The following is a 20104-nucleotide window of genomic DNA, read 5'->3' on the forward strand; positions in this document are numbered from 1 at the left end:
TATTTTTAAAAAGCGATTTACTTTGCCCACTCACAGTTTTATTCTCGGCAAAGACGCGCCGCTTGAATCCACCATCAACACCCTCCAAGCCAAGCTGCAGGCGATGGGGTTTCACATCCAAGAGCAAAGTTGGCGCAATCCCGTGGAGGGCATTTGGTCGGTCCACATCCGTGACCGCGATTGCCCGGCTTTGTTTGCCAATGGCCATGGGGCTTCACGCATGGCGTGCTTGGCCAGTGCCTTGGGTGAGTTTTATGAGCGTTTGGTGACCCACTATTTTTGGACAGATGTCTACCTTGGCCCCCTCACTGCCCATGCTCCGTTTGTGCACGACCCCCAAGAGCGATGGTTTGATTTGACCGAGGATGGTTCTTGGCCCAAGGGCTTGCTCAATGCCGAGCTGCTCAAGTTGTACAACCCAGAGGGCAATATCGACTGCGCCAACTTGGTGGACTTCAACTCGGGTCATCAAGAGCGAGGCATTTGCGCCATCCCCTATGTCCGCCAGCGCGACGCTTCGACGGTCTACATCCCTGTCAACATCATTGGCAACTTGTATGTGAGCAACGGCATGTCGGCGGGCAACACCGTGGCAGAGGCACGCACGCAAGCCTTGTCTGAAATTTTTGAACGCCACGTGAAAGCCCACATCATCAGCCAAGGCGTTTGCCTGCCTGATGTACCCGAGGCGGTGATTCAACGCTATCCAAGAATTGCTGCGAGCATCGCGGCCCTGCGTGCGGCAGGCTTTGGTATTTTGGTGAAAGACGCCTCGCTGGGCGGCAAGTACCCCGTGATAAACGTGACCTTGCTGCACCCCGATGACCAAGGCTGCTTTGCCAGTTTTGGCGCTCACCCGCGTTTTGAGGTGGCGCTTGAGCGTGCCCTGACCGAGCTGCTTCAAGGCCGTACGCTCGACGCTTTGGGGGGATTTTTTACCCCCACCTTTGATTTGGATGAGGCCGCCAGCGCAAGCAATATCGAAACGCATTTCATGGATTCCAGCGGCGTGATGCATTGGGAATTCTTGGGCGAAATTCCAGACTTTGTCTTTGTGGATTGGAACTTTTCTGGCACCACCGCACAAGACTATGCCTTCTGTGTTGAACGCATGCACGCCGATGGCTTTGACATCTACATTGCCGACTTCGAGCTGTTGGGCGTCTACGCTTGCCGTATTTTGGTGCCTGGCATGTCTGAAATTTATCCCGTGGATGACCTCGATTTTGAAAACAACAGCATCGCCAACAACATGCGCGAAGCCATTCTTAACTTGACCGACCTCGACAATGAAGAGTGCTCTGAGCTCTTGGCATCTTTGAGCGCATTCAACTTGGCCGATGAGCGACCTGTGGCGAGCTTGATTGGCATGGTCGCTGATGCTAGCAGTTTGTGGGCTGACTTGCGCGTGGGCGAGCTCAAAACCTTGTTGGCCCTGGCCTGTGGTGACGAGGCCGCAACGGTGGAGGGCTGTGAGTGGATTCGCCACTTTGACCAAATTCCTCAGCAACGCCGTGCGGTGTATGCATGCATCGAGACCTTGGTGTTACTCACCGACCGGGGTGACACGGCGCCCTATGTGGGCGCGATTCGCAAGTTATTTGGCGCAGGGGTGTTTGAGCAAGCCCACGCCCTGATCATGCAGACGGATCGCTTCATGGGTATTTCAGCCCCCGGCTTGATGATGGATGGCTGCGAGATGCAGCATCAGCTCTGGGCGGCGTATGACAAGGTGCTGGCGTATAAAAGTTAAAGCGCACTGGGTGCAACCGCAGGTGGACCCTGCACCACACACAGCGACCCCTCACGTGCCTAGGCTCTCTAGCACCACCACACCTTTGGGTGTTTGCAGCGTGGCTTTGAGGTTGGCCGTGCCTTCGGACACGCGCACACGCGCAAGCTCGATGGCCTCATAAGCGGCTTGCAGTTTGTCTGCGCTGGGGTGTGTCACCTCCAGGCTTTGCAAGGTCACGCCAGAGCGGGTGAGGGTGTTGCGAGGGTGGAGCTTGAGTGGATCAGTTGCCTCAGGCTTGCCCCATTGAATCAGGGTGGGCATGCAGCCGTCAAACAGGCGCTGGCCATCGGCACGCACCGAGATTTGCCAATTGAGTGTGCCGCGGTTGGTGCGCCTGCTGGCTGAAATGGCAGGGCCACGGTCAATGCCTTGCATGCGAATGGCCATGCGGGCAGCTTTGATGTCTGGTGTGTTGACCACAAAGTGCACCAAGCGGGGCTCTTGGGCGACTGCCTTTTGCAAGCTGGGGTTGTCCATGTCGAACCAACGGGTGGGGCAGGCGCGTTTAGGGCGAACGGCGTTGGGATCAATGGCGATGATTTCGCAATAGGCCATGGGGTTGGCAGGCGAGGCAATTTTGAACAGTCGGTTGTGTGTGCCGTACAGCGTGTGTTCGCCGCCAGGGCCCGGCGTGATGCCCAATGTGGCTTCACACCATTGAACGCCTTGTTCTAAGGATTTGGCAACGATGACGAGGTGGTCTATTTGTGTATGCATGTGGCGCAACCTTACCACTCGCCTGAGCGCAGTCTTTGCCTCAGTTCTGTTTTCAATACTTTGCCATAGTTGTTTTTGGGTAAGTGGCTGACCAGCACATAGCGCTTGGGACGTTTGAAACGGGCGATCGCTTTCAAGCAAAACGTGTCGAGTGCCTCGCTGGTCAGCGTGGCATCCAGGTGGGGCACCACAAACGCCACAATGATTTCTCCCCACTCGGCGTCGGGTGCGCCCACCACGGCCACTTCGCTCACCCCTGGAAATTGCAACAACACCTCTTCCACTTCACGCGGGTAAACGTTGGAGCCGCCACTGATGATGAGGTCTTTGCTACGGTCTTTGAGGGTGAGGAACCCATGCGCATCCAAGCTCCCCATGTCACCGGTGAACAACCAGCCATCTCGAATCGCGGTTTGTGTGGCTTCTGGGTTGCGCCAGTAGCCAGCCATGACGCTGTCACCTTGGATCAACACTTCGCCCACTTCGCCCAAGGCCAAGTCGTGGCCCAGTTCGTCGGTGATGCGAATGCGCACAGGCGTTTGCGCCACACCAATCGAGGCCAAGCGTTGGGCGTGTTCGGGGTGGGTGGTGTCACTCAAATGAAAGCGCGACAAGGAGGTGCCCACCATGGGGCTTTCGCCTTGACCATAAATTTGCACAAAGCGTGGGCCCATGATGCGCAGCGCCCGCTCAATGTCAGCCGCATACATGGGCGCGCCACCATAGACAATGGTTTTGAAGGCGAGGGCGCAATCTGTTGGGCTCAGGCCGTTTTGCGCTGCATGGTCGACCAAGCGCTTGACAATGGTGGGCGCGGCAAACAGAGACAGTGGGCCAAGGGCCTGGCCCAGCCCAAACAGCTCAGCTGCATCAAACCCACCAGAAGCAGGCACCACATGGCGCGCACCCGCCATCAAGTGCGGTATGGCATACAAGCCCGCGCCGTGCGACATGGGCGCAGCGTAGGCCATGGCGTCTTGCGCCGTAATCGCATCCACATCGCTGAAGTAAGCGAGGCCCATGGTCCATAAATTGCGGTGGGTGATCATCACCCCTTTGGGGCGACCTGTGGTGCCGCTGGTGTAGAACAGCCAAGCAAGGTCGTCTGGCTGTCGCTCAACGATCATGTGCGAAGAGACCTCGCTGGATGACGTGGTCACAGACCAAAAAGCATCGGCCTCTGAGCTGTCCACATCCAGCAGCCGCTGCAAGCCCTGCAAGGGTTCTGTCGAGTCGGCGCTGACATCGGCCGTCACAAATGCCCAACGGGCTTGGGCGTTGTTGACAATCCATTGCGCCTCGCGCACATGCAGCTTGGCGTTGATGGGCACCACCACCAAGCCGGCCCACCAAGCGCCAAACAAGACTTCAAGGTAGCGCGGGTGGTTGTGCATGAACAGGGCCACGCGGTCGCCCGGTTTGAGGCCTGCAGCTTCAAAACGCTGGGCGAGCAGGGCACTGCGTTGGGCCCATTGCGCATAGGAGGCAACAGGCTGTGTGCCACTAAAAATAGCAGCTCGGTTTGGAAACTGGCGCGCCATGCGCTGAAGTAAATGAGCCAAATTCAACGAAAACTCTCCACAAAGAAGCAAACGCTTGAACGATACAACGTTTAACTGTGGGAGGATCCAGCCCTTATGAATTCCAGCAAATCCAGGGTCGAACGCTCCGCAGAGGGCGAACGCCTGTCCAAACGCATCATGCTGCTGCGCGACTGTTCGCGCCGTGAAGCCGAGCAATACATCGAGGCAGGCTTTGTGCGCGTGGACGGTGTGGTGGTGCAAGAGCCACAGTTTCGTGTGGCCAACCAAACTGTGTTGGTAGATGCGCATGCCAGTTTGCTCAAGCTCTTGTCAGTCACGCTTGTGTTGAACAAGCCCGTTGGCTGGACTGATGGTTTGGAGGCGTTGCCAGCGGATCGGCCCGCTTCGGGAGGGAGTTCAGCCCCATTGCGTCGTGCCCCCACCAAACCAAACAACGTGCGCAGCTTGCTCACAGTGGCACAACACAGCCAACACGACCACAGCGGTGTTCGCTGGATGAAGAGCCATTTGGCCAAGCTCGATGCCAGCGTGCCTTTGGAGTACGAAGCCAGCGGCTTGGTGGTCTTCACACAAGACTTTCGCGTGCAGCGCAAGCTGATGGAAGACATGCCGTTCATGGAGCAAGAGCTGATGGTGGATGTGCGCGGCGAGGTGTTGCCGCAGGCCTTGATCCCGATTGAACGGGCCATGCGCGATGAGCGTTTGCGATTGCCGGATTTCAAAATCAGCGTGGGCAGCGCCAACCCCGAGCGCAGCAAATTGCGTTTGGCGGTCAAGGGCGCGCACTTAGGCTTGGCTGCTTATGTGTGCGAGTTGGCTGGTTTGCACATTCTGGCTATGCGTCGTATTCGATTGGGCAGGGTCAGCTTGGGCGATTTGCAAGAGGGGACATGGCGCTATTTGAGCGAGGGCGAAAGGTTTTGAGATAATGATGTTTATCAAAACCTTCGTGCTTAAAAAGTGAAACCTCTGATGAAACTCGTATTGATTGTCTTAGCCTGTGCTTCATTGCAAGCCTGTACTGTTCTCGCCGTGGCCGATGCGGCAGCTTCTACGGTGGTGTACGGCGTTAAAACCACGGTGAATGTATTGGACGCAGTGACGCCTGACCTCATCAACAAGAAAAAATAAAAGCCCATCCGTGGATGGGCTTTTTTAGTTTTTCCCAGTCTCGGGCTTGGTCTCAACCCGCCGAGCGCCTGTGAATCGTCGATCCCAATAGGCTTGGCGCATGTCGTCTACCCGCACTTGTTGACCGGGTTTGGGTGAGTGGATGAATTTGTTGTCGCCCAAATAAATGCCAACATGGCTGAAGGTTTGGCGCATGGTGTTGAAAAACACCAAGTCACCGGGCTTGAGGTCTTGTTTGTCGATTTTTTCTGTCGCAGCGGCCTGGTCGCTGGCCCGGCGAGGCAATACTTTGCCCACGGTTTGCTCAAACATGGAGCGCACAAAACCACTGCAATCAAATCCCGTGTTGGCGTTGGTGCCGCCTTTTCGGTAGGGCACGCCCAAAAAAGTCATGGCATTGACGACCAAATCAGAGGCTTTATCGCCTACCGCCTCGCGCATCTGGTCCATTTGCGCGACGATGCCGCGTTCGGCCAGATAGCGTTCGATGTCGTCTGCGGCATTGTTCGACGGTGCTGCGTGTGCATGCGCGACGAAGCAAAAAATCAAGAGGGTATGTTTCAACATGAACCGACATTCTAGCGTGTTTGCCTGCGAAAACTTATCAAATGAATCGTCTAAGTGGTTGATTTGACTAGGGTTAATCCTAGAGTGGGTGCGCAGGCTTGGGGCGGCATGGGGCATCGTCGATACTTGTAGTTTCCTACTGTTTCTTTTGTATCACTTATGTTGCTCGACGACCAAGAATCCCAACTCGTGTTGGTGGACTACCAAGCCCGCCTCATGCCCGCCATGTTTGAAGCCGATTTGGTTTTGGCCAACGCCTTGCGTTTGGCCCAAGCAGCGCATTGGATGGAAGTGCCTGCCTACGGCACTGAGCAAAACCCAGAGAAGTTGGGTCAAAACCCTGAGGCTTTGAGGGCCCTGTGCCGTCGTACCCTTTCCAAAATGAGCTTCAGCGCTTGCCCAGATGGTTTGAGCGAGGTGTTGCGCCCCGCCGCACGCGCTCTGTCAGGCAACGCCCGCAGCTTGCCCAAGCATTTGCAAAAGGCGGTACCGCAAGAGCCGACGCGGCAAAGCATCGTGATTGCGGGATGTGAAGCGCACATTTGCTTGTTGCAAACCGCTTTGGACCTGCTGCAAGAAGAGTATGCGGTGTGGGTGGTGACGGATGCTTGCAGTTCGCGTACCGAGCGCAACCGCGACGCTGCATTTGACCGATTGGCTGGTGCGGGCGCTGAACTCGTCACAACAGAGATGGTTTTGTTTGAGTGGTTGCGTAGCGCTGAGGCCGACCCTTTCAAAGAAATTCAGGCCCTGATCAAATAAAGGGTATTCACTCAGACCCAAAGTCAGCTTGTTGCAAGTCCCTTCCTCTCATAATTATGAATTCAGTACCGATTCGTTTTGAGGAGAGCCAGATGGTTGCGTTTGCAGATTTTCACCGCCGTTCCATTGAGGACCGTGACACTTTTTGGTCTGAGCAGGCCCAATTGATCGATTGGTCAACCCCGCCGCAACAAATCTGCGATTACAGCAACCCGCCTTTTGCCAAGTGGTTCGTGGGCGGCCAGACCAACTTGTGTCACAACGCGGTAGACCGTCACCTGCAAGAGCGCGCAGACCAAGCCGCGTTGATTTTTGTGTCCACAGAAACCAACCAAGAAAAAACTTACACCTACCGTGACCTGCATGCTGAAGTGCAGCGGATGGCGGCGATCTTGCAAGACTTGGGGGTGGTCAAAGGCGATCGTGTCTTGATTTACATGCCGATGATCGCCGAGGCAGCGTTTGCCATGTTGGCTTGCGTTCGCTTGGGCGCCATTCACTCGGTGGTGTTTGGAGGTTTTGCTTCTCACTCGTTGGCCACGCGCATTGAAGACGCATCGCCCAAAGTCATCATCAGCGCCGATGCGGGTTCACGCGGTGGCAAGGTTGTCGCTTACAAACCTTTGCTGGACGAAGCCATTCAGTTGTCGGCCCACAAACCCGCCCACGTCATCATGGTGGATCGCCGACTGGCCACATTCAGCCCTGTTTCGGGTCGCGATGTGGACTATGCCACCGAGCGCGCCAAGCACATGGACACGGTCGTGCCTTGCGAATGGGTCGAGTCCACCCACCCCAGCTACACCCTCTACACCTCGGGCACGACGGGCAAGCCCAAGGGCGTCCAGCGCGACACGGGCGGCTACACCGTGGCTTTGGCGGCGAGCATGCCCAATATTTTTGAAGGCAAGCCGGGCGGCACGTTTTTCTGCACCAGCGACATCGGCTGGGTGGTAGGCCACAGCTACATCATCTATGGCCCTTTGATTGGCGGCATGGCGACGGTTTTGTACGAAGGCCTGCCCATTCGCCCAGACGGCGGCATCTGGTGGAGCTTGGTCGAGAAGTACAAAATCAACGTGATGTTCAGCGCGCCCACAGCCATCCGTGTGCTCAAAAAGCAAGATCCCGCGCTGCTATCCAAATATGATTTGTCCAGTCTGCAAGCGTTGTTTTTGGCGGGCGAGCCTTTGGATGAACCCACGGCCAAGTGGATTTCCGAAGGCCTGAACGGCAAAGCCATCATTGACAATTACTGGCAAACTGAAACGGGTTGGCCAATTTTGAGCATTTGCAATGGCGTCGAGAAAGCGCCCAGCAAGTTTGGCTCCCCTGGGAAGGCCATTTATGGCTACAACGTCAAGTTGGTCGACGACCAAACGGGCGCCGAGTTGACTGGCGCGAACCAAAAAGGTGTTTTGACCATCGAAGGCCCGCTGCCTCCTGGCAATTTGCAAACCATTTGGGGCGACGACAAGCGTTTTGTCAGCACTTACTGGAACACCGTACCCAATCAGCTGGTCTACAACACCTTTGACTGGGCGGTGCGCGACGAGGACGGTTACTTCTTTATTTTGGGACGTACCGACGACGTGATCAACGTCGCGGGGCACCGCTTGGGCACGCGTGAAATCGAAGAAAGCATCTCCAGTCACCCCAACATTGCCGAAGTGGCGGTGGTGGGGGTGGCCGACCCACTCAAAGGACAAGTCGCCATGGCGTTTGCGATTGTCAAAGACACATCGGGTTTGACGGATGATGCCGCCCGCAAAGCTTTGGAGGCGCAAGTGATGAAAGTGGTGGACAACCAGCTCGGTGCCGTGGCCCGTCCTTCGCGCGTGATTTTCGTGACGGCCCTGCCCAAAACACGCAGTGGCAAATTGCTGCGCCGCGCGATCCAAGCCGTTTGCGAAAAGCGTGACCCTGGTGACTTGACCACCATCGACGACCCGACCGCTCTGTCACAAATCAAAGATCAAATCCCCTAATCGGGCGGTGCACGGCTGTTTCGGTGGCACAATCTTGGGTGTAGCTGAGGTCAAACCTGACCAAAGTCGCATCCGCCAATCGGTGCAGCCGTGTCGCGGAGGTTTTTTTTCAACCAACTAATGTTTCCTGCAGGGAAACGGAGGTCAGCGCATATGAATGAGACAAGCGTCTATCAAGCCTATTCAGGCAATACCCATCTCTTTGGCGGCAACACGCCCTACGTCGAAGAGATGTACGAAAACTACTTAGCCAATCCAGGCAGCGTGCCCGATTCTTGGCGCGATTACTTTGATGCGCTGTCGCATGTGCCTGCTGTCGATGGCTCGAACGCCAAAGACGTGCCTCACTTGCCTGTGATCAACGCCTTTGCGGAACGCGCCAAACAAGGCGGCACCAAAGTTGTATTGGCCAGTGCCGATGTTGAAATGGGTCGCAAACGCACCGCTGTGCAACAGCTCATCGCTGCATACCGCAATGTGGGCCAACGCTGGGCAGACCTCGACCCACTCAAGCGCACGGAGCGCCCCCATATTCCTGACCTCGATCCTGCCTTTTACGGCTTCACCGATGGCGACCAAGAAACTGTGTTTGACACCAGCAACACGTTTTTTGGCAAAAACCGCATGAGTCTGCGTGAGTTGCTCAATGCCCTGCGCGAAACCTACTGCGGCACTTTGGGCTCAGAGTTCATGTACACCTCAGAAATGGGTGAAAAGCGGTGGTGGCAAGAAAAATTGGAAAGCATTCGCAGCAAACCCAATTTCAATTCTGAAAAGAAAAAACACATCCTTGACCGCCTGACCGCAGCTGAAGGCTTGGAGCGATACCTCCACACCAAATACGTCGGGCAAAAACGCTTTTCGCTTGAAGGCGGTGAGAGCTTTATCGCGGCGATGGATGAGTTGGTGCAACTCGCTGGCCTCAAAGGCGTGCAAGAAGTTGTCATTGGCATGGCTCACCGTGGCCGATTGAATGTGTTGGTCAACACCATGCGCAAGTTGCCTGCTGACTTGTTTGCAGAGTTTGACCACACCGCCCCTGAAGAACTGCCATCTGGCGACGTCAAGTACCACCAAGGGTTCAGCTCGGACGTGTCTACGCAAGGCGGACCTGTTCATTTGTCGCTGGCTTTCAATCCCTCACACTTGGAAATTGTCAACCCCGTGGTGGAGGGCTCTGTGCGCGCGCGCATGGATCGCCGCGCTGACCCAACAGGCAACCAAGTGTTGCCCGTTTTGGTGCATGGTGATGCCGCTTTTGGCGGCCAAGGCGTGAACCAAGAAACTTTGGCTTTGGCCCAAACCCGTGGTTACACCACGGGCGGCACGGTGCACATCATTGTGAATAACCAAATTGGTTTCACCACCTCTGATCCGCGCGACATGCGCTCAAGTGTGTTCTGTACCGACATCGTCAAGATGGTGGAGGCCCCCGTCTTACACGTCAATGGCGACGACCCCGAGGCCGTGGTCTTGGCCACGCAGTTGGCGCTCGAGTACCGCATGGCGTTTCGCAAAGACGTTGTGATCGACATCGTGTGTTTCCGCAAACTCGGCCACAACGAGCAAGACACGCCTGCGCTGACCCAGCCGCTGATGTACAAAAAGATCGCCGCTCACCCAGGAACGCGCAAACTGTTTGCCGACAAATTGGCCACTCAGGGCTTGGGCGACACATTAGGCGACGACATGGTCAAGGCCTACCGCGCTGCATTGGATGCTGGCAAACACACCGAAGATCCAGTGTTGACCAACTTCAAAACCAAGTTCACCGTCGATTGGGCACCTTTCTTGGGGAAAAAGTGGACAGACGCAGGCGATACAGCGATTCCCTCGGCTGAGTGGAAACGTTTGGCTGAAAAAATCACCACCATTCCTGAATCCGTCACACCTCACCAGTTGGTGAAAAAGGTCTACGACGACCGCGCTGCCATGGGCCGTGGCGAGGTCAATGTGGACTGGGGCATGGGCGAACACATGGCTTTCGCCTCTTTGGTGGCCAGTGGCTACCCTGTGCGTTTGTCAGGGGAAGATTCTGGGCGAGGTACCTTCACCCATCGCCATGCGGTCATTCACGACCAAAAGCGGGAAAAGTGGGACATTGGCACTTACGTTGCATTGCAACACGTGACCGACAACCAAGCCCCATTCACGGTGATTGACTCCATCCTGTCCGAAGAGGCTGTGTTGGCTTTTGAGTATGGGTATGCCTCAAACGACCCTCACACCCTGGTGATCTGGGAAGCTCAGTTCGGCGACTTCGCCAACGGCGCACAAGTGGTGATCGACCAGTTCATTGCCTCTGGCGAAGTGAAGTGGGGCCGTGTCAACGGCTTGACCTTGATGCTGCCGCACGGCTACGAAGGTCAAGGCCCAGAGCACAGCTCAGCGCGCCTTGAGCGCTTCATGCAATTGGCGGCGGACACCAACATGCAGATCGTGCAGCCCACCACGGCCAGCCAGATCTTCCATGTGTTGCGTCGCCAGATGGTGCGTGATTTGCGCAAGCCTTTGATCATCTTCACACCCAAGTCCTTGCTGCGTAATAAAGACGCGACTTCACCCGTGTCTGAGTTCATCAAGGGTGGTTTTCAAACCATCATTCCTGAGAACAAAGCGCTCAAGGCGGACAAGGTCAAACGCGTGTTGGTGTGCTCTGGCAAGGTCTACTACGACTTGGTCAAAAAGCGTGAAGAGTTGGGTGCTGACGACGTGGCCATTTTGCGTGCCGAGCAGCTCTATCCATTCCCTCACAAAGCGTTTGCCACTGAACTTAAAAAATACCCGAACGCCACTGAATTGGTCTGGACGCAAGACGAGCCACAAAACCAAGGGGCTTGGTTCTTCGTTCAGCACTACATCCACGAAAACATGACCGCAGGTCAAAAGCTCGGCTACTCTGGCCGCGCCGCCTCTGCGTCGCCTGCGGTGGGTTACTCACATTTGCACCAAGAACAGCAAAAAGCATTGGTCGAAGGCGCATTCGGCAAGCTTAAAGGCTTTGTGCTTCAGAAATAAATCGTTGCATAGACAACCTGCACTATTGAAAGAATACATATGGCAATCATCGAAGTAAAAGTTCCGCAGCTCTCCGAATCCGTGGCTGAAGCCACCATGCTGCAGTGGAAAAAGAAAGTGGGCGAGTCTGTCGCCGCTGATGAAATCTTGATCGACATCGAAACCGACAAAGTGGTGCTCGAAGTGCCTGCCCCCGCAGCTGGCGTGATTTGTGAAATTTTGGTCGCAGACGGCGGCACGGTTGCCGCTGAGCAGCTCATTGCGCGCATCGATACCGACGGTAAAGTAGGTGCTGCCGCTTCTGCTGCCTCAGCTGTCCCTGCTGCTACAGCACCCCCAGTAGCGCCAGCCGCCTCAGCCGCAGCCGTTGCTGCTGCACCAGCCTCCAACAGCAAAGCTGGTGTGGCCATGCCAGCAGCGGCCAAGCTTATGGCCGACAACCACTTGGCCTCTGGCTCGGTGGCGGGCACTGGCAAAGATGGCCGCGTCACCAAAGGTGATGTGCTCGCCGCCGTGCAAGGCGGCGTTTCAGGTTCTGCCGTGCAAGGCGGCGTTCAGTCCACCGCTTCTGTGATCCCCACTGGCGCACCGACCAAAACATTGCCACAGGTATCCGTCCCTGCGGTGAATTTGGGTGAACGCCCAGAGCAACGCGTGCCCATGACACGCCTGCGTGCGCGCGTGGCCGAGCGTTTGCTGCAGTCGCAATCGACCAACGCCATTCTCACCACCTTCAATGAAATCAACATGGCGCCCGTCATGGACATGCGCAAGCGCATGCAAGAGCGTTTCGAAAAGGAGCACGGTTGTAAGTTGGGCTTCATGAGCTTCTTCGTCAAAGCCGCTGTGCATGCCCTCAAGAAATTCCCCGTGCTCAACGCCTCAGTGGACGGCAATGACATCGTCTACCACGGCTACTTTGATATTGGTATCGCCGTGGGCTCTCCACGTGGTTTGGTGGTGCCTATTTTGCGCAACGCCGACCAAATGAGCTTTGCCGACATCGAGAAGAAAATCGCCGAATTCGGCGTCAAAGCGCGCGACGGTAAGTTGGGCCTTGAGGAGATGACTGGCGGTACTTTCTCGATCTCTAACGGCGGTACCTTTGGCTCCATGATGTCAACGCCCATCATCAATCCACCCCAGTCTGCGATCTTGGGTGTGCATGCAACCAAGGACCGCGCCATGGTGGAGAACGGCCAAGTGGTGGTTCGCCCGATGAACTACTTCGCGATGTCGTACGACCACCGCATCATTGATGGCCGTGAAGCTGTCTTGGGTCTGGTGGCTATGAAAGAAGCGCTGGAAGATCCAGCGCGTCTGCTGTTCGATATCTAATTGAAAGATTCATATGTCAAAACAATTTGACGTCGTCGTCATTGGCGGTGGCCCCGGTGGTTACATCGCAGCCATCCGTGCGGCCCAACTCGGTTTCCAAGTCGCTTGTATTGACGAGTGGAAAAATGCAGCCGGCGGCCCTGCGCCCGGCGGCACCTGCACCAATGTGGGCTGTATTCCGTCTAAAGCATTGTTGCAGTCGTCTGAGCATTTCGACCATGCCAACCACCATTTTGCAGACCACGGCATCAGCGTCAAAGACGTGAAGATGGACGTGGCCAAGATGCTGGCCCGCAAGGACAATGTGGTCAAGCAAAACAACGATGGCATCTTGTACTTGTTCAAGAAAAACAAGGTCACTTTTTTCCATGGCCGCGGCAGTTTTGCTGGTCAAGCAGAAGGTGGCTACACCATCCACGTCGCAGGTCAGCTGGAGGAGGTCATTTCCGCCAAGCAAGTCATCATCGCCACTGGCTCAAATGCCCGCGCTTTGCCTGGTACGCCGTTTGACGAAGTCAATGTGTTGTCCAACGATGGTGCGTTGCGCTTGGGCGCAGTGCCCAAGAAGCTGGCTTTGATTGGCTCAGGCGTGATCGGTTTGGAAATGGGTTCGGTCTGGCGTCGCCTCGGTGCTGACGTGACCATTTTGGAAGGTCTGCCCACTTTCTTGGGCGCTGTGGACGAACAAATCGCCAAAGAAGCCAAGAAGGCGTTTGACAAGCAAGGCTTGAAGATCGAACTCGGCGTGAAAGTCGGTGAGATCGTCAATGGCAAGAAGGGCGTCACCGTCAACTACACCAACGCCAAAGGCGAAGCCGTGGTGTTGGATGCTGACAAGCTCATCATCTCAATTGGTCGCGTGGCCAACACGATTGGTTTGAACCCCGAGGCGGTGGGATTGCAGCTCGACGAGCGCGGCGCCATTGTGGTGGACGGTGATTGCAAAACCAACCTGCCTGGCGTGTGGGCGGTGGGTGATGTGGTGCGTGGCCCCATGCTCGCGCACAAGGCCGAAGAAGAGGGCGTGGCCGTGGCCGAGCGCATCGCGGGCCAGCATGGTCATGTCAACTTCAACACCATCCCCTGGGTCATCTACACCAGCCCCGAGATTGCTTGGGTGGGCCGCACCGAGCAGCAGCTCAAGGCCGACGGCGTGGCCTACAAGGCTGGCACTTTCCCGTTTCTCGCAAACGGCCGTGCCCGCGCTTTGGGCGATACCACGGGCATGGTGAAGTTTTTGGCAGACGCCACGACTGACGAAATCTTGGGCGTGCACATGGTGGGCCCTCAGGTGTCGGAGTTGATTGCCGAAGCCGTGGTGGCGATGGAATTCAAGGCCTCTGCTGAAGACATCGCCCGTATTTGTCACGCACATCCTTCGCTGTCTGAGGCGACAAAAGAAGCGGCTTTGGCGGTGGACAAACGCACGCTGAACTTCTGATCGATTTTTATCGTTTGTCGTCTCAAAGCCCGCTGGCAGCAGCGGGCTTTTTTTCATGGCCAAGGCACAATACAGCTCTTATGTCCGTCCAACAACCTGTCCATCAAAACTACCTCAAAGAACTCGACATTCGAGGCTACAAAAGTGACCCTGCCCAGCTGCGTGCCATTGAGGCCCTAGAGCGTTGCGCCACGGAGTGGGCCGCTTACAAAGAGAAGCGTTCCAACCCGCTGAAAAAGCTGGTGAACCGCCCCCCCATTCCGCGTGGCGTGTACATGTTTGGCGGGGTGGGGCGTGGCAAAAGCTTTTTGATGGATTGCTTTTTTGAGGCGGTGCCGATCCAGCGCAAAACGCGTTTGCATTTTCATGAGTTCATGCGCGAGGTGCACCGCGAGTTGCGTGAGTTGCAGGGCACAGTCAATCCCTTGGATGTGTTGGGAAAGCAAATGTCCAAGCGTTACAAGCTGATTTGCTTTGACGAGTTTCATGTGGCTGACATCACCGACGCGATGATTTTGCATCGCTTGCTCGACGCCTTGTTTGAAAACGGCGTGGGCTTTGTCACGACCTCCAACTTCAAGCCCGACGATTTGTATCCAGGCGGCATGCACCGCGACCGCATCTTGCCAGCGATTGCTTTGCTCAACCAAGAGTTGGAAATCATCAATGTGGACAACGGCACGGATTACCGCCGCCGCACCTTAGAGCAAGTCGAGCTGTATCTGCGCCCTTTGGGCGCCAAGGCCGATGCTGCGATGACCGATGCCTTCAACCGATTGGCTGAGTGCCAAGATCAAGACCCTGTGTTGCACATCGAAGCGCGTGAAATCAAAGCCCGCCGTCGTGCAGGTGGCGTTGTTTGGTTTGATTTCAAAGACCTGTGCGGCGGCCCGCGCTCGCAAAATGATTACTTGGAAATTGCCACCCAATTCCATACGGTGTTGCTCAGCGATGTGCCCCTCATGCCAGTCAACAAGGCGGCCGAAGCTCGCCGTTTCACTTGGTTGATTGACGTGTTGTATGACCGACGTGTGAAGTTGATGATGTCTGCCGCTGTGCCGCCTGAAGCGTTGTACACCGAAGGCCCGATGTCGCATGAGTTTCCGCGCACCGTGTCGCGTTTGAATGAGATGCAATCGGCTGAGTTTTTGGCGCTGGAGCGCCGCACGGTGGACACAGGCTTGACATGACCAAGGTCTTGATTTGCTTATTGATTTTCATGAGCCCAGCGGTTTGGGCTGCTGAGCCAGCGACGCATCCTTTGGCGCAAGCACCGATGGATGGGTCGACTGAGGCAATCACTGAACCGCTGTCTGAGACGGAGCGCCATGCCGAGCGTTCACGCTTGAGCGCTGAGCGTCTGGCATTGGAAGAGCGGTACAAGCAAGACATGCAACAGTGTTATCAAAAATTTGACGTCACCAGTTGTCGTTTGAAAGCGAGAGAGCGACGCATCGAGGCCAATGCTGCGTTGCGCCAGGAAGAGTTGCGCTTCAGCGCACAAGAGCGTCAAATTCATGCCCAAGAGCTTCGTCGTCAGTTGGCTGAACGCAACAGCGAAGCTGAGCAAAAGAAAGCCCAAGCCGAACGAGCGGCTGCAGTTGCTGCCGCAAGAGCGCGCGCTGACGCCAATGCGCAAAAGCAAATCGATCACGCCCTGCAAGGCACCAAACGTGGCGAGTACGAGCAAAAGCAACGCGAGGCTGCGCAGCGCCGTGAAGACGCAGCCAACAAGATTCGCGAACGCAAAGGCACTGCCGCAGCCCCGCTGCCAGTGCCAAACCCATGAGCCACCCTTTGCGTGACTTGGTGCAAGAGGCCTTTGCGCCTTTGGGTGTGCTGGCTCGGGCCACCGATCATTTCAACCCGCGTCAAGGGCAAACCGACATGGCGCTGGCGGTGGCCGATGTGGTCGCGCATGGCGGCAGCTTGGTGGTGGAGGCGGGCACAGGCGTAGGCAAGACCTTTGCCTATTTGGTCCCCGCTCTGCTCAGTGGCGAGCGTGTGTTGCTGTCGACCGCCACCAAGGCATTGCAAGACCAACTGTTTGCGCGTGATTTACCCCGTTTGGTGCAGGCACTGAACCTGCCCATTCGTTTGGCTTTGCTCAAAGGTCGATCCAACTATCTCTGCACCCACCGCATGGAGATGGCGCGTCGCGACACACAAATTCCCGATCGTCACACCGTGCACTTGTTGTCGCGCATTGAGACGTGGTCACTCAGCACCCGCACGGGAGATTTGGCTGAGTTGCCAGGCCTGGATGAGCGTTCACCCTTGATTCCACTCATCACTTCTAACCGTGAAAACTGTTTGGGATCGCAATGCCCCAAATTCAAAACTTGTCACGTCAACGCTGCACGTCGTGAGGCGCTGGGTGCAGATGTGGTGGTCATCAATCACCATTTATTTTTTGCTGACATGGCCGTGCGCGAAACCGGCATGGCCGAGTTGCTGCCGAGTGTGCGCGTGGTGATTTTTGATGAGGCGCATCAACTCAATGAAGTGGGTGTGAATTTCCTAGGTCACCAACTCGGCACGGCTCAGTTGTTAGATGTCACACGCGACATACTGGCCACAGGCTTGCAGCTCGCGCGTGGCTTGGCCGATTGGCAGGGTGTGTGTTCGGGCTTAGAACGCGCCGCTCGCGAATTGCGTTTGATGGGAGGCAAGCGCCACAGTGCCGTCAAGCTGCGTTGGACCGAGGAAGCGCCAGAGAGCATTCATGCCGGTGCATGGGCTCAGTCTTTGCAAGATGTGGGCGCGGCCTGCGTGCAAGCTTTGCAAGCGCTAGACACGGTGAGCGAACTGGCCCCCGACTTCATGCGCTTGTACGACCGCGTGGCTGAGGTGGCCAAACGTGTGGACGCCTTTTTAAACCCATGTGCGCCCGATGCCGTGCGCTGGGTCGACATCAGTGCCTCGCAAATGCGTTTGATGGAAGCGCCCTTAGACATTGCCCAAACCGTGCGTGAACGGTTGATGAAGCAGCCTCCTGCGCTCACCCCTGCTGACGCAGACCTTGAACCACCGCCTTGGCAAGACGAACCAAGCTTTGACAAGTTACCGGCTCAATACAAAGAAGCTGATGAAGCTGCGATGGACATGCGCCCTCGTAGCTGGGTGTTCACCTCGGCCACGTTGGGCGACGACCCTCGCTTACGTTGGTTCACCGAGCCTTGCGGTTTGGAGTCTGCCACTGTGTTGCGTGTGAGCAGCCCGTTTGATTACCCCACACAAGCTTCGCTGTATGTGCCGCGAGATATCGTGCGACCCAACGATCCTGCGCACAGCGCGCAAGTGGCCGCGCTTGCCAGTGATGCAGTGCGTCGTTTGGGGGGCCGAACCTTGGTGCTCACCACCACACTGCGCGCCTTGCGTGTGATTGGCGATGCGATGAAGCAGCAGCTCGAAGGTTCAGGCATTGAGGTGTTGGTGCAAGGCGAGTGGCCCAAGCGCCATTTGATGGAACGTTTTCGCGAAGGCACCAAGGCGGGTGAGGGCGGTTGCGTGTTGGTGGCTTCGGCCACGTTCTGGGAGGGCTTTGATGTGCCTGGGGATGCCTTGCAACAGGTCATCATTGACAAGCTGCCATTCCCACCGCCCAATGACCCTCTGGTAGAAGCCCGCAGCAAGCGGTTAGAAGCCCAAGGCCGCAGCCCTTTCAACGACTATTTTGTGCCCGAGGCTGTGGTGGCTTTGAAGCAGGGCGCTGGTCGATTGATTCGTACCGAGTCTGACCAAGGTGTGCTGGTGGTGTGTGACAACCGCTTGGTCACCACAGCTTATGGCCGTCGCTTGTTGGCAGCCTTGCCGCCTATGCGTCAGTTGCAAACGGCAGAGGCTTTGGCGCAATCGCTAGGAGCGATGCACCAAGACTTTATTTCCAGAGCTTCCACCACGACGATTTAGTTGCTGCGCGCTCTGGGTACAACAGTGTGCTGTTGGGGTATGAGCTTTCCAAGACACGCCTAGTGTCGTCACGCAGTTGCACCAAACCCAGTTTGTCGTAGGACTGAACCATGATGAACAAAGCTTCTTCCACCGCTGGCACATCGCGGTATTCCTGCACTGTGGTTTGCGCACGGTTCACAGCCGCGACATAGGCACCGCGCTGAAAGTAAAAGCGGGCCACATGCACGTCAGAGCGAGCCAGCGAGTTCTTGATGAAGGCCATGCGTAAGCGGGCGTCTTCTGCATACTTGGAGCTTGGAAAGCGAATGACTAATTCGCGGAAAGCTTCAAAGGATTCTTTGGCTTGCTTGGGGTCACGCTCTGCCAAATCTTGTTGCGCGAAGTTGGAGAAGAGCCCTAAGTTGTCGTTGAAGTTCACCAAGCCCTTTAAATAAAGCGCATAGTCCAGCGCGGGGCTGGCAGGGTGGAGCTTGATGAAGCGGTCGAGGGTGGCCACCGCTTGCACGGGTTCGTTGGATTTGTACTGTGCCCAAGCTTTGTCGAGCTGCGCTTGCTGAGCCAATGCTGAGCCAGCGGCACGGCCCTCTAGCTTTTCATACATGCCAATGGCTTTGTCGTAACCGCCCGAGGCCATTTCATCTTTGGCTTCGTTGTAGAGCTTGTCGTTGCTCCAATCCTTGGTGGCGTCGTAGTTGCTGTCAGCGCATCCAGATAAAAGAATGGCGCTGGACAGGCCAAGGGCCATCCACACAGTCGATAATTTGAGTCGTAACACCACAGGTCAACCTCTTGAAGCAAAGTCAAACCATTCTATCGGCTCAGCCGCCCCTGATCGCCCCTTGTTCGGAGGATGTTTTGCTGGACGAGCATACCGACCTCATTGAAGGCCCTGAGGTTGAAACCCGTGAACTCTCTATTCCCCATGATTTGCATGGCGAGCGTCTGGACCGCGCTCTGGCTGTCTTGCTGCCCGAGTTTTCTCGCAGCTTCTCACAGCAACTGCTCAGCGAAGGCTGTGTGAGCTGCCTCTCCCCCACGCCCCGCGTGATGACCAAGGCGTCGGCCAAGGTGCGCATGGGCGAACGCTACCAGCTGATTTTGAAGCCCACGCCGCAAAGCCAAGCGTTCAAGCCAGAAAACATCCCACTCGACGTGATTTACGAAGACGAAGACTTGCGCGTGCTGTTCAAGCCGGCAGGTTTGGTGGTGCATCCCGCGCCTGGCAACTGGAGCGGCACCTTGTTGAACGGCTTGTTGGCGCTAGACCCTCAAGCCGTGATGTTGCCACGTGCTGGCATCGTCCACCGTCTAGACAAAGACACCAGCGGCTTGATGATCGTGGCCCGCACGCGTCGCGCTATGGATGCCTTGGTGAGCATGATTGCCGAGCGTGAGGTGCACCGCGAATATTTGGCCGTGGCCTACCGCAAATGGAGCGGCACACCCGTGCGTGACATCGTGGCGGCGATTGGCCGCGATTACCGCAACCGCCTGCGCATGGCGGTGGTTGATCTGGAGCGTTTGCCAGGCAAAGAAGCCCACACCACGTTTGAATGTCTCAGCAGCCAAGAAGAAGCGTGTTTGGTGAAATGCACCTTGCACACAGGGCGCACGCATCAAATTCGGGTGCACATGGCGCACTTTGGGCATCCGCTGGTGGGAGACTCGCTCTACGCGGGTCCCATGACGCTGGGTATTGAGCGTCAAGCCTTACATGCCTTTCGCCTGAGCTTTGAGCACCCCATCACGGGTGAGTCCTTGAAGTTTGAAGCGCCACTGCCACAAGACATGGTCCATTTGATGGCCGATTTGGGTCTCAAGCACCCCGAATCCCTTTAAAAGCTGGCTCCGTTACAATACTTGCTCACGCTTGTGAAAGCGTTGAGCC

General features: G+C 56.3%; 16 protein-coding genes. 12 read left to right on the forward strand and 4 right to left on the reverse strand.

Features of this window, described 5'->3' with window-relative positions; all coding sequences use genetic code 11:
• The first annotated feature begins 22 nt into the window (after window positions 1-22).
• On the forward strand, window positions 23-1753 hold the full coding sequence (gene ycaO / locus V7Q41_RS03870; protein ID WP_333843020.1) for a 30S ribosomal protein S12 methylthiotransferase accessory factor YcaO: 1731 nt from the start codon (window positions 23-25) through the stop codon (window positions 1751-1753).
• Between the two features lie 51 nt (window positions 1754-1804).
• Here ycaO and V7Q41_RS03875 read toward each other — a convergent pair whose 3' ends face one another.
• Both V7Q41_RS03875 and V7Q41_RS03880 read right to left on the reverse strand, forming a co-directional pair.
• Window positions 1805-2512 carry a VOC family protein gene (locus V7Q41_RS03875; protein WP_333843022.1) on the reverse strand — a complete coding sequence of 236 codons (708 nt, stop codon included), beginning with the start codon at window positions 2510-2512 and terminating at the stop codon, window positions 1805-1807.
• An 11-nt stretch (window positions 2513-2523) separates the two neighbouring features.
• Window positions 2524-4080: a class I adenylate-forming enzyme family protein gene (locus tag V7Q41_RS03880; RefSeq protein WP_333843024.1), complete on the reverse strand. Its 1557-nt coding sequence runs from the start codon at window positions 4078-4080 to the stop codon at window positions 2524-2526.
• Window positions 4081-4149: 69 nt separating this feature from the next.
• On the opposite strand from V7Q41_RS03880, the gene V7Q41_RS03885 reads away from it, so the two are divergent.
• Both V7Q41_RS03885 and V7Q41_RS03890 read left to right on the forward strand, forming a co-directional pair.
• Window positions 4150-4980 (forward strand): RNA pseudouridine synthase, encoded by an 831-nt coding sequence (locus tag V7Q41_RS03885; protein ID WP_333843026.1) that lies wholly within the window; start codon window positions 4150-4152, stop codon window positions 4978-4980.
• Window positions 4981-5028: 48 nt separating this feature from the next.
• A complete protein-coding gene (locus V7Q41_RS03890; RefSeq protein ID WP_333843029.1) occupies window positions 5029-5187 on the forward strand; it encodes a hypothetical protein in 159 nt (52 codons plus the stop codon).
• Window positions 5188-5211: 24 nt separating this feature from the next.
• Here the strand turns inward: V7Q41_RS03890 and V7Q41_RS03895 are convergent, their stop codons facing one another.
• On the reverse strand, window positions 5212-5754 hold the full coding sequence (locus V7Q41_RS03895; RefSeq protein ID WP_333843031.1) for a C40 family peptidase: 543 nt from the start codon (window positions 5752-5754) through the stop codon (window positions 5212-5214).
• A gap of 159 nt (window positions 5755-5913) precedes the next feature.
• Between V7Q41_RS03895 and V7Q41_RS03900 the strand changes: the two genes are divergently transcribed.
• The 8 genes from V7Q41_RS03900 to V7Q41_RS03935 all read left to right on the forward strand — a co-directional run bounded on the left by V7Q41_RS03900 (window position 5914) and on the right by V7Q41_RS03935 (window position 18213).
• Entirely contained in the window at window positions 5914-6516 is a 603-nt protein-coding gene (locus V7Q41_RS03900) for an isochorismatase family protein (protein WP_333843033.1), read from the forward strand.
• A 92-nt stretch (window positions 6517-6608) separates the two neighbouring features.
• The gene (locus V7Q41_RS03905; RefSeq protein ID WP_333843036.1) at window positions 6609-8504 is read left to right on the forward strand and encodes a propionate--CoA ligase; all 1896 of its coding nucleotides are present in this window, start codon (window positions 6609-6611) and stop codon (window positions 8502-8504) included.
• Window positions 8505-8657: 153 nt separating this feature from the next.
• Window positions 8658-11522, forward strand: a complete 2865-nt coding sequence (locus tag V7Q41_RS03910; protein WP_333843038.1) for a 2-oxoglutarate dehydrogenase E1 component — start codon at window positions 8658-8660, stop codon at window positions 11520-11522.
• Between the two features lie 39 nt (window positions 11523-11561).
• Entirely contained in the window at window positions 11562-12860 is a 1299-nt protein-coding gene (gene odhB / locus V7Q41_RS03915) for a 2-oxoglutarate dehydrogenase complex dihydrolipoyllysine-residue succinyltransferase (RefSeq protein WP_333843041.1), read from the forward strand.
• Between the two features lie 13 nt (window positions 12861-12873).
• A complete protein-coding gene (lpdA, locus tag V7Q41_RS03920) occupies window positions 12874-14301 on the forward strand; it encodes a dihydrolipoyl dehydrogenase (RefSeq protein ID WP_333843043.1) in 1428 nt (475 codons plus the stop codon).
• A gap of 80 nt (window positions 14302-14381) precedes the next feature.
• On the forward strand, window positions 14382-15491 hold the full coding sequence (zapE, locus tag V7Q41_RS03925; protein ID WP_333843045.1) for a cell division protein ZapE: 1110 nt from the start codon (window positions 14382-14384) through the stop codon (window positions 15489-15491).
• Window positions 15488-16090: a hypothetical protein gene (locus V7Q41_RS03930; protein ID WP_333843048.1), complete on the forward strand. Its 603-nt coding sequence runs from the start codon at window positions 15488-15490 to the stop codon at window positions 16088-16090. The genes zapE and V7Q41_RS03930 overlap by 4 nt, the downstream gene beginning before the upstream one ends.
• Window positions 16087-18213, forward strand: coding sequence for an ATP-dependent DNA helicase (locus V7Q41_RS03935; protein ID WP_333843051.1), 2127 nt, complete (start codon window positions 16087-16089; stop codon window positions 18211-18213). Before V7Q41_RS03930 ends, V7Q41_RS03935 begins: the two co-directional genes overlap by 4 nt.
• Here V7Q41_RS03935 and V7Q41_RS03940 read toward each other — a convergent pair.
• Window positions 18182-18991, reverse strand: a complete 810-nt coding sequence (locus V7Q41_RS03940; protein ID WP_442918793.1) for an outer membrane protein assembly factor BamD — start codon at window positions 18989-18991, stop codon at window positions 18182-18184. The genes V7Q41_RS03935 and V7Q41_RS03940 overlap by 32 nt on opposite strands.
• A gap of 80 nt (window positions 18992-19071) precedes the next feature.
• Here V7Q41_RS03940 and V7Q41_RS03945 point away from each other — a divergent pair, with 80 nt between their 5' ends.
• Window positions 19072-20055, forward strand: a complete 984-nt coding sequence (locus V7Q41_RS03945; RefSeq protein ID WP_333843054.1) for an RluA family pseudouridine synthase — start codon at window positions 19072-19074, stop codon at window positions 20053-20055.
• Window positions 20056-20104 lie beyond the last annotated feature (49 nt).

Origin of the sequence: Limnohabitans sp., assembly GCF_036804465.1 — a bacterium.
In the GTDB taxonomy this organism is placed as follows: domain Bacteria; phylum Pseudomonadota; class Gammaproteobacteria; order Burkholderiales; family Burkholderiaceae_C; genus Limnohabitans.